Genomic DNA, 14,930 nt, shown 5'->3' on the forward strand with positions numbered 1-14,930 from the left:
ATGTACGGAATTAACAAAACGGTTGTCGCTACGCTGATAAGTACCACTCTTTTGATTGGTTGTAACAGTGAAGATTATGACGAACCACAAACCACCAGTGGATATACACTGTCTGAATATGGCACACCTGAGCTGTGTGGAAATGGACAAGAATGGGCCAGTGCAGAACAAGTCACAGCAATAGAGAACTTGGTTGAATTAGCCGAGGATAACAGCATTGTTACTCTGCCCGCCGGTTGTTTCAAGATGAACAACCAATTGACGGTCGATTCAAAAAATAACTTAATATTGCGTGGCGCTGGTATTGACCAAACCTATCTCGATTTTAGCGACGTTGATGGTAAAGACGGCATCGCAATCAGTGGCGGCTCTAATATTACTGTCTCTGACTTACAAATTGCCGAAGCCTCCAAAAATGGTCTAAAAGCCGACGGTGTCGAGGGAATTATTATTCGCGACGTTGCGGCGGTATGGTTAGAAGTACCCCGTGCCCGCGATGAAGACGGTAACTTACGTGGTACTTACGGGATCTACCCTGTTAAATCACAAAACGTACTCATCGAAGATACATGGAGTTACGGCAGTGCAGATGCGGGGATTTATGTCGGCCAAACCATCGGTGCAGTCATTCGTGATAATGTAGCGGAGAAGAACATTGCCGGTATTGAAATCGAGAACAGTTCAAACGTCGATGTCTACAACAACCTCGCACTAGGCAATACTGGTGGCGTTCTGCTGTTTGATCTACCTGGTGCAACAAGCATTGGTCGTTTGATCGACGATGTGCGTATCTTTGACAATGTCATTCGTGACAACAATCTTGTGAATTACGTTGATACCACCTGTCAAAATGGACCAGGCGGCTGTGGCGTTGTTGGGATTGTCCCTCCTGGTACAGGTGTGGTCATTCTATCTGGCCGAAATAGTGAGTTCTTCAATAACACTATTACCAACCACGATTCAATGGCCTTAGCGATGACCAGTTACTTATTAGTCAATGGCGATCCTAACGCTTACAGCCCACTGAATGGAACCTCTGAGGGCAATGCTATCATGCAAGGTTGGAATCCAGTTCCTACGGGCATGTATTTTCATGACAACGCCATTACCAATACGGGCGCTAACCCAAATGGCTCGCTGATTGAAGAAATGGTGTTAGCCTATAACCTCAATCATCAAGCTTTCCCTGCTCTCTTCTATGATGGCGCGGGAGAATCGTTGATCCGCTCTCAAATGTTCACGCCGATCCGCGACGCGTTGAACGGCATGACGGGAACAACAAACTGGAACTATCTTACTGAATTTCCAGAGTCAGCAAACAACTGTCTGATAAATAACGGCGCGAGTGTCGGTGTATTAGTCGATAATACGGATCCAACCGCGATTGCACGTTATGCCGAAGACCCTGCCAATGCAGACTTTCTCTTCGAAAATGAGCAAGCGACATTGCTCACTGCCGGCTGTGATTCCAAACAACCATTAGATATCAACACCGTGACCATCGATGGTGTGGTATATGGTTACAACCAAACAGAAGACGGCGCGACTGACCCAGATAATCCTGATACACCAAACGGTATCGTAGGCAATGCCACTTGTTCGATTGAGGGTTTAGCGGGCATCAACTGGGATGCCATCACTCGAGAAAGTGACACCTATGGTGAAAACTGCATGAGTTTGTCTCAATACAATCTCTTTGAAGATGCCAAAGATCCAACCCAAAACCTCAACTTGGCGACTTCTGCAAAAGGTACATTGTATGAAATGAACGTAGAACTCTTTACCGATTACGCACGCAAATACCGCTTTGTTGTCATGCCGAATGACTTCGCAGCAAGCTATCGTGAGCAGGAGGTATTCGATTTCCCAGTAGGTACCGTATTGATTAAAACGTTCGCACTTCCTTCGAGCACAGAAAATGCGCGTGGAGAAAACGAAGAACTGATTGAAACTCGCCTACTTATTCGTCGTGACAGTGGTTGGATTGCGCTTCCATACGTATGGAATGAAGACAAAACCGATGCATACCTAACTGCCGTATCGGTGCCATTCGAACGCAGCCTAATGCACAACGGCAAAACATTAGATTTCACCTATGAAGTCCCAAGTCGAAACGAATGTACGCTTTGTCATAAGGTCGAGGATGATGTTGCAGATCCAACGGGCAACACACAACCAAAAGGCTTCTCTCCAATTGGCCCTAAGGCTCGCAATTTGAATAGCGTGCAAGATGTCACTAACGGCTCACCTGTGAACCAACTTGTGCATTGGGAGACGCTTGGCCTATTCTCTCAACCGTTGCCTGATACGCCAGAAAACTTACCGAAGACACCAATCTTCGATTCAGAACTGGGCGCAGCTAACCTCACTGATGCCGACCTATTAGATTATGCAAAAGCCTATCTTGATGTTAACTGTGCACACTGTCACCGAACTGAAGGTAAAGCAGCAAGTAATCCGTTTAAATTTGAATACTGGCGTGAGGGTATTGGTGAAATGGGCATTTGTGCACGAGGCATTACGTTCCACAAAGGGCCATCTCCTTATGTGATTGTACCGGGTGATCCTGCTAATTCTGTTCTTCACTATCGCATCAATGTAGACAATGGCAATATGATGCCTGAATTAGGTCGTCACGTTGTGCACGATGAGGGCGTACAACTCATTGCCGATTGGATAAATTCGATTGATACAACGGGCTGGAGCTGCGTAGAGTAACTCTACTTAACGCAAAAGTGTCAATGGCCACAGACCGTTTAAGTGGCCATTAACAAGCAATTATTATTCTTAAAACCAAAAAATAAAAAGAGCGATGGATAGAAACCCATCGCTCTTTTTATTTGGCTGTTTAACTTGTTGGAGCTATCGCTGTACTTCTGTGCCTATTGCTAAACTTGTTAGCTATCGCAGTACGCTGATTGTCGGCGTAGCTCGCTAGCGCAGAAACAGTTTTTTCAATGCCTTAATAGCGGTACCACGTCGCTCTAGCAATAAACTGACACGAGGCAGCCATGTAGGTGTGTGTAGGACGGTTTTAGCATGACTGAAAGTTCTAAAGCCCTCTTCGCCATGATAATGCCCAATACCAGACTCACCGATACCACCAAATGGTGCATCTTCTGCGCCTACATGCAAAATCGTATCGTTGATACCTACGCCGCCACTGTGCGTACTTCTTGTTATGTGTTCGATCATGCTTTTGTCGTTAGACATAATGTACAGCGCTAGTGGTCGCTGATTCTGATTAATGTACGAAAGCACCTCTTCAATGTTCGAATAAGGTTTGATTGGCATAAGAGGGCCAAAAATTTCTTCTTTCATGATGGTCATGTCTTCTGAAACATGAGTGACCAAGTGTGGGTACAAGCATCGCCCGTCTGTTTGAGCATTAGCTACGGTGTGGACCTCTGCGCCTTTTGCTTTTGCGTCTTCAAGCACCGCTTTTAAGCGTTCAAACTGACGCTGGTTAATAATATGAGTAAGCCCCTGCTCTTGTTTGCCATTAACATACAAGCTTTCAAAACGTTTGAGAAAGAGAGCGATAAATTCGTCGACTTTACGCTCTGGGACAAAGGCGTAGTCAGGCGCAACACATATTTGTCCGGCATTAATGCACTTACCAAACAGAATGGTATCCACCGCTTTATTCAAATCCGCATCATCAGCCACAATAACCGGAGATTTGCCACCAAGCTCCAACGTAACGGGGGTTAAATTTTCGGCCGCGGCTTTCGCCACCGCACGCCCTACATTGGTTGATCCTGTAAAAAGCAAATGATCAAATGGCAATTTACTGAACGCCTGCGCCACATCCGCCTCTCCCTCTACAACCACCACATCCTCTGGCAATGCACGGCAGATATCAGTAATCACTTTATTGGTCTGAGGCGTAAACTCACTCAACTTGATCATGACTCGGTTGCCAGCAGCCAGCGCTGTCACTAGCGGTGACAAACTCAAAATGACAGGAAAGTTCCAAGGAGAAATGATACCAACGACACCGACTGGTTGATATTCAACAGATACTGATGATGGGGTCAGCAGTAAACCGGCATGACGTCGACTCGGTTTACACCAATTATTAAGGCGCTTAACGGTATAGTTGATCTGTGCAACCGTCGGTAACACATCCGTCATCGCACTATCAAATTCAGAACGATAACCAAAATCAGCACTTAACGCGGTGACGAGCGCCTGTTGATGATCCAAAATCGTGGTCTTAAGGAGGTTCAGTTTCTGCTTTCTGATTTCTAGACTTGGGTAAGGTTCCAAAAGATAAGACGCTTTCAGTCGATCTAATGTTTGTGGTAATGCGTGACCAACTTCAATATCTACAATGGCATTCATGGGTTTTCTCCTTAAGCACTCGGATATATTCCTAATGCGGCCTGATCTCAGGTTATTCTCGTTTCCAAATTAACAGCCCTTCCAGATTAACATATGAGCAACATTGTGACGAATGTAAGGCAAGAGAACTTAGAGTTTGAACTCAGATTTTATGGCTTTTACACATCTGCAATATTGATACGCGTAAACTGACTCGGAGCCTGTTCTATATAATGAGCCCATACATGCTCGTACAGTCGATGTTGATTAGCAAAAGGGGCTAAGTGTTTGGCTTCCTCTAACGAACACCACCGGAAATCGGTATGCTCGTGGTTAAGGATGACACTTTGATCCGGCTTACAAAAAATAACAAAGCAAGGGAGCACCATTATTCGATTTTTCTTGGCTTCATAAAACTGCTCTAAGAAATCCGCAGAATGAAGCGCTAACGCGTCAATTTGAGTTTCCTCTTTCAGTTCTCTCAAAATGGTTTGCCATCCCTCTTCACCGGGCTCAACGCCACCAGCTACATGGCACCAATATCCACCTTTCACCCTTTCGAGCAATAACATTTTATACTCGCCATCAACTTTAGATAACACCACAGCAGATACATGCGTCGCTTGAATCGGAATCATATTCCCTCCTTTTCTCTATTTTTCACTCTGTTTTTAACCATTCTGCATAATAAACCTTTACCTACAACCATAAGCCCCTGCGCTGACATACTGAAGCACAAAGCTTTGATTCATTGCGCCATTTAGTATGCTAAAGTGCGATCTCCAACAAATAAAGAGCCACAAGATGCCTAATACTCTCAATTCTATGATTCCTATCGGCGTACGCTTCATGGTGCTGTCTGCTTTCGGCTTCGCACTCATGTCTGCGACGGTGAAACACGTTAGTTTGTATGGTATTCCAGTGTTTGAAATTGTGGCTGCAAGGGCTCTCGTTTCTTTAATCATCAGCTATGCCGATGTAAAGCGTAAAGGCATTTCCGTATGGGGGAACAACAAACCATTGCTGTTTGCGCGCGGGGCGGTTGGAACCATGGCATTAATGTGCGTGTACTACTCTGTCACAACCTTACCTTTAGCTGAAGCAACCATTTTTCAGTACATCCACCCTGTTTTTACTGCACTGCTCGCTGTATTTTTTCTTAAAGAACGCATTCATTTTTCTACGCTCCTTTGTATCGTACTCTGCTTACTTGGCGTCTACGTGATGGTAAGCGGTGATACGGGTCCAAATGCTCAGCAAACATTACCCATGTTCAGCGTAATGATCGCGATATTAGGCGCATTTGGAAGCTCCATCGCATATGTTATTGTCAGAAAGCTGAGTCAAACAGAAGACAGTTCAGTGATCATTTTTTACTTCCCTTTAGTCGCGCTTCCTGCCTCAATCTTGCTGATTGGCGATCAATTCGTTATGCCTAATGCGTACCTTACTATGATGCTCGTCTTGGTTGGCGTGTTCACTCAGATTGGGCAACTCGGTTTAACCAAAGCCATGCAAACTCAAGAAGCAGGAAAAGCCTCCGCTTACTCTTATGTGCAGATCATCTTCTCGGTTATTCTTGGGATTATTTTCTTCGGTGAGCTGCCATCCATCTGGACTTACTTAGGCGGGGCATTGATCGTCACAGGGGCGTTAATCAATGTCTTTGGACAGCATTTAAAACTGCCAATATTGAAACGTTAAAGGTTTATTAAAAAACAAAATAAAAGCCAACGGTGGTGACCGTTGGCTTCAAACGAGATATTTAAACTTAACAAACTTATCCCAGTTAATTGAGTTAACGTGAGGCTCTTAGTCTAAACGCTCTAATCGATAGAAAAGTTCAGGGAAAAAGTTGGTTTCCTTGATGGTGTAAACATAACCACGATCTGAAAGGAACACAAAAATTGGCTCTTCATCAAATTCATGCTCACTGCCCCCTGCGTCACCATTCATATTACGCGTCGTTTTAGGGTAGGTTTTATCAACCGACATGGTATCGTTGTTGAGTTTTCGAATCGTATAGCTTGGGTACGAATCGGCCAGTAACGTGATGCTTTCATTTTGAGCGACCGAGCTGATATTGCTTTCAACAGGCGCCAACGGTAATGCACCGGCATAAACCATATCTACTTCTGGATTATTAGACGTGGTAAAAATGTTACCGCTTGATGTATAGAGTTGAGTTCCATCGTAAGAGAACCAAAAATCCTCTCCTATCGCATAGTCTCCGTGATATGGAGAACCCACGTCATAATCTAACTCAAGTGCCTCATTGATGTTTGTTCGCCCTATATCCTGTGGAGAAAAAGCATTAGATGTGAAATAAATACCATGTCCGCTTGGGTGGACTTCAAACACTGACATCTGACGCAAAGATGGGCCTTGCATAAAGATTTCTTGCGAACGAGGTAAGTTTAAACGTGTATATTCACTAAACCCATCAAATCGCTCAACCAAATAAACCCAATCATTTTTTACAATCGTCATCGGGTTTTCAACACTGGTTTCGTGGGTTATTTGCAGCGGAGTTTCTGGATAGTCGGGATTATAGTCAATTTGCGTCACTTTATATTCATGACCCACCACAATTCGCCCTTGGGTTGATGAGAGATCAACGCTCAAGCTTTCAGGCCTATCTGAAAGCGGATAAGTATATGTCTTATTCGACGCGATATCGTAGACATAAACAGCGTTGATTGGAGAATCCGACGACATCACTATAATATCCAACCCTGGCAGGTGTTTCGCATCATTCACATGAAACGGCAGTTCTTGGGACTCATTCACCGCAGCGGGCGTATCTGCCTCAAACATCGCGGCCGTCACCTGATAGTTCATCGGGATAACAAGCGGGCTGCCTTTAATTGGATAGCGACATTCAGTATCGTAGCAAGCGTCAATTTTCAAACTGCTTGAATGTTCTCCGACTTTCAATGACGTTGGTAAACGAACATCAGCCGTTAATTGATAAATGCTATTGCCCCGATCTTCAAAAGCGACATGGCTTGCGACTTTATAATCATGCTGGTGGCGCACTGTAATTCTGTCAGCATTATTTCCCGCCACATAAGCCGTAAAGACAACGGGGTCATTATCTAATCCTGCTTCATTAAGCGCTGCCGTTTTATTTATGTTTTGAGGAGAGGTAGAGCCCAGTGCAATTTCTTCTCGCAAATCATTTGAATAATCAACATTTACATTGATTGGGGAGCCCGTCTACGTGCTGTTTGCAGTATTCGTCATAGCAGAAAGCTAAACTCACCAAGCTATTATTTTTGCCATCTTGCAATAAATACCCTGGCTTAAACTCTAAGATATAATCACCAGATTGCTCTGTTATGAATCGCATTTCAGCTCCGTTCAACAGCTTTCCTGTATCCTCGAGCACACCGATATAAACACTAGCATCGTCCGCAACACCACCTGTCGAATCAATATCTACTGTTGCGTAGGTATAATCCATGCTGTTTCGGTAACGTTTAGCGATGACGTCGTCGAATAAACGCGTAATGTACTGCCACCTCCAGAGTCGGAACCACCTCCTCCCCCACCACCACAACCTACAAGCGTTAAAGCAACCGCTGCCGCCCATGTCATTCTATACATAACCTGCTGATCCTTTTGCATTTAATTGATTGACATTCTATTTACACACTTACGCTAAGTGGAAAATCATCTTATAAAATACGATCAGCTTAAAAATAATTGCATATAAAATATGACTAACGAATGGTGCGCTTTATTTTTACATTTTTCTTAATCTCAACTCGGGATAAGAAAGTCTACATTGTTTAATTGATGCGCCACTGAAGCCAATATGAAAGTTTAGTGCGGTTATTTTAACGACGTTAAGCGCTAAACGTGCCGTGCTAAATAGCTTAGGTTATCTCGAGTTGAGGTTATTAATATGAAACTTGGTCCATCTAATACCAAGAAAAATGTGAGTTAATGAAAATTTGGTAGCCATGAGAAAATAAAACGACCCATGCCATACATATTTCCTGAAAATGGGGTCGTCCCCAAAAATACTCAGAGCGGTAAGGTCGTCCTTACTTCTGTAACGGGTACCAATTATACGCAAGCGGATCTAAAGTTCTTAGACCTAATTTTACCAACGATAGGTGATCGATACACCAACGTCTTCACTCGTCACCCATGGTACAAGCTGGACATTTTCATCATACGCATCCGTAAATACATAAGCACTTAACGTCCCTAGTGCGGCTCCCGCTAACACATCACGCCAATAATGCTTCTTGGCTTCTACTCGCCCAACACCAACTAACACTGCGACACCATAAGCAGGTAATCCCGCTTCCCAGCCATAACGCAAATACAAGTTTGTCGCAGACGCAAAAGCGTTTGCTGTATGGTTCGATGGGAAACTGTCGTTACCGCTTTTGTCTGGTCTCTCTGCATCAATGGTGACTTTTCCGAGTAAACCGATTCCCGATGCGGTACCAATACTAAAACCCGCTTGCCAAAAGCCCTCCCAATCCCCTTTATATACAGGAACTGCAGCGGCCGTTGCAACCAATCCATAAGCGCCAATATCGGTTAAAACATCCCAATCTTTTTCACTCATCGCATAGACAGATTGTGAACAGGTGACAGAAGCTATCCCTAACAAACTTAGTGTTTTCTTCATCAATACAACCAATTAGAAAATAAATACAAGCGAAAGCTACCACAGCCTCCAGCATTATTCGAATGGGAACTGTAACAATTTGAATGTGAAATGAGCGTGAATAGATTCTATTCTCAAGCACATTGCGATGCTCAGTCGTAGATTGAAAGGTTAAGGTTTTCTTGCTAAATCACGCGCCAGAATGAGCGCCAATCCAAAGACTTGAAAGAACAATGCGATGCTTTTATACCATGACATCTTATCTGCCAAACGAAGCATTTCTTCCGTAAGATCAAGATTGTTCAGATAATGGTTGTCAATTTGCTCTCGCAGCGTCGACTGAGCTTGGTTGATTTGCCCCATTAGCTCTGGCAACTGCTCTGGTTTTATTAGGCCAATCTCTTGCCCAGTCCAGGATGACAAGTGACCTCGCATTGCGTCTTCAATTAAGAGAGGTAAGGAACTGGATTGATTTAAGTGAACATGTAAGAGCAACATTTCTCGCTTTCGCTCTAACACTTCGACGCTATCCCAAGCGCGTTGAATTGAATATAAATTGTCGGCTTTTTGTTCTGCAATACTCGCGTTTGCTTGACTCAGTTTATCCAACACAACGCTGGTTAACAAAATAGCGGCAATATTGAGTACGAGTCCAATGAGTACAAGGAGCCAAGACGGGGGTAAATAACTGCGCGTTTTCACCATAAGTTTCCATATGGCAAATAAACCAGGTTCAAAATAACAAGCGTAAGCATGCTAGCAAACGTCAGCTTCATGCCCGTCACGCGCCCTTTCAATTGATTAGATAATATTGCACGCGCATGAAGCACCCGCCCAACTACGAATAACAATCCCGTCATATGTACCCACCAAACTGACGCGCCGTTATACTCTAAAAGACACATCAAAATAAGCGTGATAGGAATGTATTCTGCGGCATTACTTTGGGCACTTCTTGCAATCTGTAAGGGCTCTACCCCGCCATCTGCATAGGCTACTTTGTTAATTCGTCGTTGTTTGATGACTTGAAAGGCAAGCCAAATGAAGAGAAGTGCTAAAACACAAGCATAGAGAGCGGTGATCATAAACGTTCCTTCTTTGGGATCTACTGTTATTCAGTATACCCAAACACCCTTAAGATGCTTGGGCACGTCCCTGAAAGTCGTTTGTTTTATACTGGGTGTGCTGGCATTTTTCCACGCCTGGCACGTGAAAAAACTCCCTCAATAACCGTAAGCAGTAGGCCTACCCAGATAAATGCAAATGTCACTGCCTTTACGCTATCAAACAATTCCCCGAAAAACAGAACGGCAAGGATGAATTGAAGGCTAGGCTCAATGTATTGCATGAGACCGACTGATGATAAGCTCGTGATGCGAATTGCTATTGAGTAGAAAATCAAAGGCAGAATAGTCACTGGTGCACTGCCGAGGTACAACAAAAAGGTACCCAGATCGACAGTTGACGATAAGTTTCCGACGGTGACTTGCTTAAACAATAAATACCCACACGCAATTGGGGTCAGCAATAATGCCTCAACAAAAAGTGTGGTGCTCCAATTGTAATTAATCTTTTTCTTGAACAGGCCATAAAGAGAAAAAAACAAGCCCATCGTAAGCGCTACCATTGGCAGTTTCCCATATTGAACGACTTGGTATATCACGCCTACCGCCGCTAAAAGAATGGCAGCGAACTTGCCCTTGGATAATTTATCACCCAACACAAATACACCAAGCGCAACAGAAATCAGCGGGCCAATAAAAAAACCTAGGCTTGCATCAATTACACGGTTGTTAGTTAGAGCCCAAATAAAAGCAACCCATGAGATACACATTAAGCTGCTGGCTAAAAATGCATAACCTAGGGACTTTTGATCTTGCCAAATTTCTGCCCAGTTTGGCCAACGACGCGTCATTGCAAAGACCAATAGAATCCCTACCGGTACTGAACCGATAATTCTTAAGGCTAACAGCTCATCCATTGCCGCATTAGGTAAATAACGATAGTAAATTGGCAACAACCCCCAAATAACAAAAGAGAGTGCGGCCATAACGTTTCCGTAACGACTGTTGTTCATATCTAACTCAACATACAAAAAGTGACGCGATTTTATAGAGCGATTTGTTTTTGTAAAGTGCTTTTAATCAAAGTAAACACGCTCCGCTTAGAGCAACATACCCTATAACGCAAGACCTTGAATTACTGCGGTTAAACCGCTCACCAAACATAATGTTAATGCACCAATACGAATTTTTTCTTTAGGCAAAGACTGCGTTGTTTTGATCGCCAACCAATAGCCGAATGCTGCACTTGGCAACAAAGGGATAGTAATAACTAAATGATGCAGAGTAAAAAAGCCGGCCGGAATTTGAATCACCAACGAGATAATCGAACTAAACACAAAAAACGCCGAAAGGTTACCGCGTAACTGGTTTGCATCTTGATGCTGAAGCAATAGTGCCATTGGAGGACCTCCGATGGCTGAACTGGTACCAAATAGCCCAGAGAAAAAGCCAGCAACAGACATTCGACCTGGTGTCGGCTCTATACGAAACGGTAGTGCGCTCACCACGACAGCAAACAACACCAATAGTCCGATCCAAAGCGTCAGTGCTTCTGTGGAGACAAAAAACAACAAGGCCCCACCAACTATCGAACCCGGCACTCGGCCGATTAAGGCCATTTTTAATCCACCAATTTCAACACTGCTTCTGTGTTTCATAGCATTCATCAATGAGATAAACAATGCAACTAAACAGATCGGTGCAGGCACGTATTCCGGCGCTAGAATGATAAGAAGCGGCGCCGCCACAATTGCTAGGCCAAAACCGATAGCTGTTTGAACATAAGAGCCGAGAAAGATCAGCCCCATCGCTAGCAAACTAGTAGAATCGAATTCCATCGATGTGATTCTTATTGTTAATGTAAAAAAGAAGTGCCCCAATCAGCAAGCATTGAGAGGTAGGCCCTACGTGCGAAATACTCGTAAAATAGAACCACTCACGACAATTGGGAATTTAGTCGATAAGACAAGAGGATATCAGGTCTTTAATCGGCGCATAGGATCAACCAAGCTCACAAAAAACACAATCAAAATGTACTAATAAATGAACTCATCGAGTTCATATTATGAAACTTTCAATTTTAGTTAACATTAGATTGGAAAATTTAACGCACGACCACTACCCCAACCTAGATCTCCGTATTATAATTCTAGTTAAATGTAGAAATTCGCGATGAATAACTCATTAAAAACCACACTATCAGTTTGACAAACTAAAAATAACAAACATGTCAGACTAAAACCCTAGAAAACTAAGAGATTGTATGAAAAAAGAATCTGGTTTTACTTTAATTGAGCTTGTTGTTGTTATTGTCATACTCGGTATTTTAGCGGTGACCGCAGCACCTCGTTTTTTGAACATTCAAGATGATGCCCGCGAAGCCCGCCTAGAGGGCATGAAAGCCGCCATTCAATCAGGCCTTGCTTTGGGTTACAGTAAAATGACGATAGCAGGTTTGGAAGATCTTCCTTACGTATCAAACAAAAATAGCTACCCTGATTCCGATGGCAGTATCATTGTTCCAAAACAATCGTTACCATTTGATGACTGTGAAAAAGACAGTCCTAAGCAAGAGTGTGTTTTCCGTTGGGGTTACCCGGATACCTATGAGCAAGGACTGGGAATTCTTATCCCTGACCTAGAACATCAATACTCTGACAGTACTTGGCAAATCAAACTAACAACAGATAAAAAGTACATGGCAATAACCGCCCGCGAAGACAATAATCAAGATGAGAACAAATGCAGCATTTTTTATGCCGCCCCAAAAGACGAAAACTCAAGCTACACCTTAAAAATCAATCCATGCGACTAATTAAAAAATGGCTGCCAATTGGCAGCCATTTTTGTATCTAATTTTGGATAAAGTGCTAAGCAAAGTTAAACACGTACTTATCCATCATGTTCACCATTCGACCAATCTCTGGCTTAGTAATGGTGTCATTCGCCCCTAATGCCAACGCTTTCGCTCGGTTATCTTCACTCATCAGTGATGAGAACATCAAAATCGGCATCTGACTGTAGGCTTCTGTATCTCGCAATCGCTTAACAAGGTGCATGCCATCCATACGAGGCATTTCTACGTCCGTAACCACAGCATCAAGCAGCTCCTTGATCGGGAGATTCTCTTCCTTGGCAACGTCAATCAAGTTCATTAACTTCTCGTACGCTTCACCACCATCTTTACATGTGATCACGTTGTAACCTGCTGATGCTAACGTATCTTGAATTAATGAGCGGATAAATGCCGAGTCATCCACAACCATGATTGTTTTCGCATTGCGCTTACTTACCATGCGTTGATTCAGGTCAACCGACTTGTCCCCTTTCACATCGTACTTTTCCATGCTCAACTCAGGATTGATGTCTGCAATGATCTTTTCAAAGTCGAGGATCATGATTAAGTTGCCATCCTTACGAACCACCGCCACCACACAGTCTTGTTCTCCCGCTTCTAGAAACTGGCTTGGCGATTCCACATCATTCCAAGAAATACGGTGAATACGAGAAATGCTATCGATCAAGAAACCATTTGTCATCTTGTTAAAGTCTGTGACGATAACAAACTTTCTCTCTAGATCGCGTCGCGTCGGTACACCTAACCAACCCGCAAGATCCACCAAAGGCGTTAAGACTTCACGAGAAGAAAATACACCAATCATGTGCGGTTGAGCATTGGGGTAATCAGTAGTTTCTGGTACACGGATCACCTCACGGACTTTAGCCACGTTAATGCCGTAATAACATGTTTTGGTACTACCATCTGGTAGTTGTTTTTCTAAATGGAACTCAATGATTTCTAATTCATTTGTGCCACTTTCAGTCAAAATACTACTGGTTACGTTGTTCATAAACCCAATTATCCAAAATACGCATCAATAACGACTGATGCACGCCCGCGGTAAGCAATCCAAAGGCAAAAAATCTAAGTGTCTTGTTGTAATGGCTATAATGAAATTTGTAAATAAACCAATCGATACGTATCTCGCATTTTTATAACAAACGCTAAATTCTTCTGATTTATGAACAAATAATATTCACCAATCCACTAATACTATTCGTCGTGCCTAGGTTAGCGACCACAGGAACAAAAAGTTTAGGAGAATTTAATGGCTTTTAATCACCGTCTCTTGCTGCACACGATGACGCTCACCATACACGCCCTCTTCTGTTCTCACACCACAACTGACAATCATCGTTATTTGGTCGCTGTCTCGCAGACCTAATAGTGCTTTTACGCGTTTAGAGTCAAAGCCCTCCATAGGGCATGTGTCGTACCCTTTATCTCGCATCGCGTACATAAATGTCATCGCCGCAAGTGAAACGCTTTTATGTAGGCACACTCGAACATCCGATTTGCTTACCTCACGCACCATCGGTTTATTGCGCCCGAGCCACTCACTATAGGCTTTTCGAAACAACCCACGCAAACCAAACTTATCGTTGTTGTAAACCAACGGGATAAGTTTCTCGTAATACTTTAGAGCGCGTTTCGCCGCAGCGTCGTCACGGCCCTCAAAAGCCTGACGCACAGTCTCTGCGTTGCGCTTAGCGCGCTCTTTCCAGTTGTGCGTTGTTGCCACAAATACGACCAGCTCATTGGCTGTTTTGGCCGCATTCTGACCCATGCAATATTCTGCAAGCTTGCTTCGCTTCTCAGGTGAAATCACACGATGAAATTCCCACATTTGCATGTTACTGCTGTTTGGGCTGAGCGTCGTTAACTCAAGGGCGTGAGCGACATCATCATGATTAAAATCCGAATTCTCATCATATTTTCGAACGGAGCGACGAGACTGAACGATAGACTCAAAAGAAGACACCATAACTTACCTAAACTATTCAAATAGGCACGATCTTTACTTATTGAAAAGCGTGGTGCAAGCGGTTCCAGCCACTTAGAGCCATTA

15 protein-coding genes are annotated in these 14,930 nt (G+C 43.6%); 3 read left to right on the forward strand and 12 right to left on the reverse strand.

Features of this window, described 5'->3' with window-relative positions; genetic code table 11:
- A complete protein-coding gene (locus tag KHN78_RS16870; protein ID WP_211917446.1) occupies positions 1 to 2,718 on the forward strand; it encodes an SO2930 family diheme c-type cytochrome in 2,718 nt (905 codons plus the stop codon).
- A gap of 216 nt (positions 2,719 to 2,934) precedes the next feature.
- Here KHN78_RS16870 and KHN78_RS16875 read toward each other — a convergent pair whose 3' ends face one another.
- Both KHN78_RS16875 and KHN78_RS16880 read right to left on the reverse strand, forming a co-directional pair.
- Positions 2,935 to 4,347: a coniferyl aldehyde dehydrogenase gene (locus tag KHN78_RS16875; protein ID WP_211917448.1), complete on the reverse strand. Its 1,413-nt coding sequence runs from the start codon at positions 4,345 to 4,347 to the stop codon at positions 2,935 to 2,937.
- Between the two features lie 158 nt (positions 4,348 to 4,505).
- Entirely contained in the window at positions 4,506 to 4,964 is a 459-nt protein-coding gene (locus tag KHN78_RS16880; RefSeq protein ID WP_211917450.1) for an NUDIX hydrolase, read from the reverse strand.
- Between the two features lie 166 nt (positions 4,965 to 5,130).
- Between KHN78_RS16880 and KHN78_RS16885 the strand changes: the two genes are divergently transcribed.
- The gene (locus tag KHN78_RS16885; RefSeq protein WP_211917452.1) at positions 5,131 to 6,030 is read left to right on the forward strand and encodes a DMT family transporter; all 900 of its coding nucleotides are present in this window, start codon (positions 5,131 to 5,133) and stop codon (positions 6,028 to 6,030) included.
- Positions 6,031 to 6,138: 108 nt separating this feature from the next.
- Here KHN78_RS16885 and KHN78_RS16890 read toward each other — a convergent pair whose 3' ends face one another.
- The 8 genes from KHN78_RS16890 to KHN78_RS16925 form a co-directional block, all read right to left on the reverse strand.
- Positions 6,139 to 7,503: a PKD domain-containing protein gene (locus tag KHN78_RS16890; protein ID WP_223917816.1), complete on the reverse strand. Its 1,365-nt coding sequence runs from the start codon at positions 7,501 to 7,503 to the stop codon at positions 6,139 to 6,141.
- A 13-nt stretch (positions 7,504 to 7,516) separates the two neighbouring features.
- Positions 7,517 to 7,792, reverse strand: coding sequence for a hypothetical protein (locus tag KHN78_RS16895; protein ID WP_223917817.1), 276 nt, complete (start codon positions 7,790 to 7,792; stop codon positions 7,517 to 7,519).
- Complete coding sequence (locus KHN78_RS16900; RefSeq protein WP_223917818.1) at positions 7,768 to 7,935, reverse strand: hypothetical protein; 168 nt, start codon at positions 7,933 to 7,935, stop codon at positions 7,768 to 7,770. The genes KHN78_RS16895 and KHN78_RS16900 overlap by 25 nt, the downstream gene beginning before the upstream one ends.
- A 502-nt stretch (positions 7,936 to 8,437) precedes the next feature.
- A complete protein-coding gene (locus tag KHN78_RS16905; RefSeq protein WP_211917454.1) occupies positions 8,438 to 8,977 on the reverse strand; it encodes a phosphatase PAP2 family protein in 540 nt (179 codons plus the stop codon).
- Positions 8,978 to 9,127: 150 nt separating this feature from the next.
- On the reverse strand, positions 9,128 to 9,661 hold the full coding sequence (locus KHN78_RS16910) for a DNA mismatch repair protein (RefSeq protein ID WP_211917456.1): 534 nt from the start codon (positions 9,659 to 9,661) through the stop codon (positions 9,128 to 9,130).
- Positions 9,655 to 10,041 (reverse strand): MAPEG family protein, encoded by a 387-nt coding sequence (locus KHN78_RS16915; RefSeq protein WP_211917458.1) that lies wholly within the window; start codon positions 10,039 to 10,041, stop codon positions 9,655 to 9,657. Before KHN78_RS16915 ends, KHN78_RS16910 begins: the two co-directional genes overlap by 7 nt.
- 86 nt (positions 10,042 to 10,127) lie before the next feature.
- A complete protein-coding gene (rarD, locus tag KHN78_RS16920; protein WP_211917460.1) occupies positions 10,128 to 11,033 on the reverse strand; it encodes an EamA family transporter RarD in 906 nt (301 codons plus the stop codon).
- A 102-nt stretch (positions 11,034 to 11,135) separates the two neighbouring features.
- Positions 11,136 to 11,858 carry a sulfite exporter TauE/SafE family protein gene (locus tag KHN78_RS16925; RefSeq protein ID WP_211917462.1) on the reverse strand — a complete coding sequence of 241 codons (723 nt, stop codon included), beginning with the start codon at positions 11,856 to 11,858 and terminating at the stop codon, positions 11,136 to 11,138.
- A gap of 425 nt (positions 11,859 to 12,283) precedes the next feature.
- Here KHN78_RS16925 and KHN78_RS16930 point away from each other — a divergent pair, with 425 nt between their 5' ends.
- Positions 12,284 to 12,835 (forward strand): type II secretion system protein, encoded by a 552-nt coding sequence (locus KHN78_RS16930; protein WP_211917464.1) that lies wholly within the window; start codon positions 12,284 to 12,286, stop codon positions 12,833 to 12,835.
- Positions 12,836 to 12,890: 55 nt separating this feature from the next.
- On the opposite strand, the gene KHN78_RS16935 is transcribed toward KHN78_RS16930, so the two are convergent.
- On the reverse strand, positions 12,891 to 13,871 hold the full coding sequence (locus tag KHN78_RS16935; RefSeq protein ID WP_211917466.1) for a chemotaxis protein: 981 nt from the start codon (positions 13,869 to 13,871) through the stop codon (positions 12,891 to 12,893).
- 255 nt (positions 13,872 to 14,126) lie between these two features.
- Positions 14,127 to 14,846 carry a nitroreductase family protein gene (locus tag KHN78_RS16940; protein ID WP_128812819.1) on the reverse strand — a complete coding sequence of 240 codons (720 nt, stop codon included), beginning with the start codon at positions 14,844 to 14,846 and terminating at the stop codon, positions 14,127 to 14,129.
- Positions 14,847 to 14,930: the final 84 nt, after the last annotated feature.

Source organism: Vibrio sp. B1REV9, assembly GCF_905175395.2.
GTDB lineage: Bacteria > Pseudomonadota > Gammaproteobacteria > Enterobacterales > Vibrionaceae > Vibrio > Vibrio alfacsensis.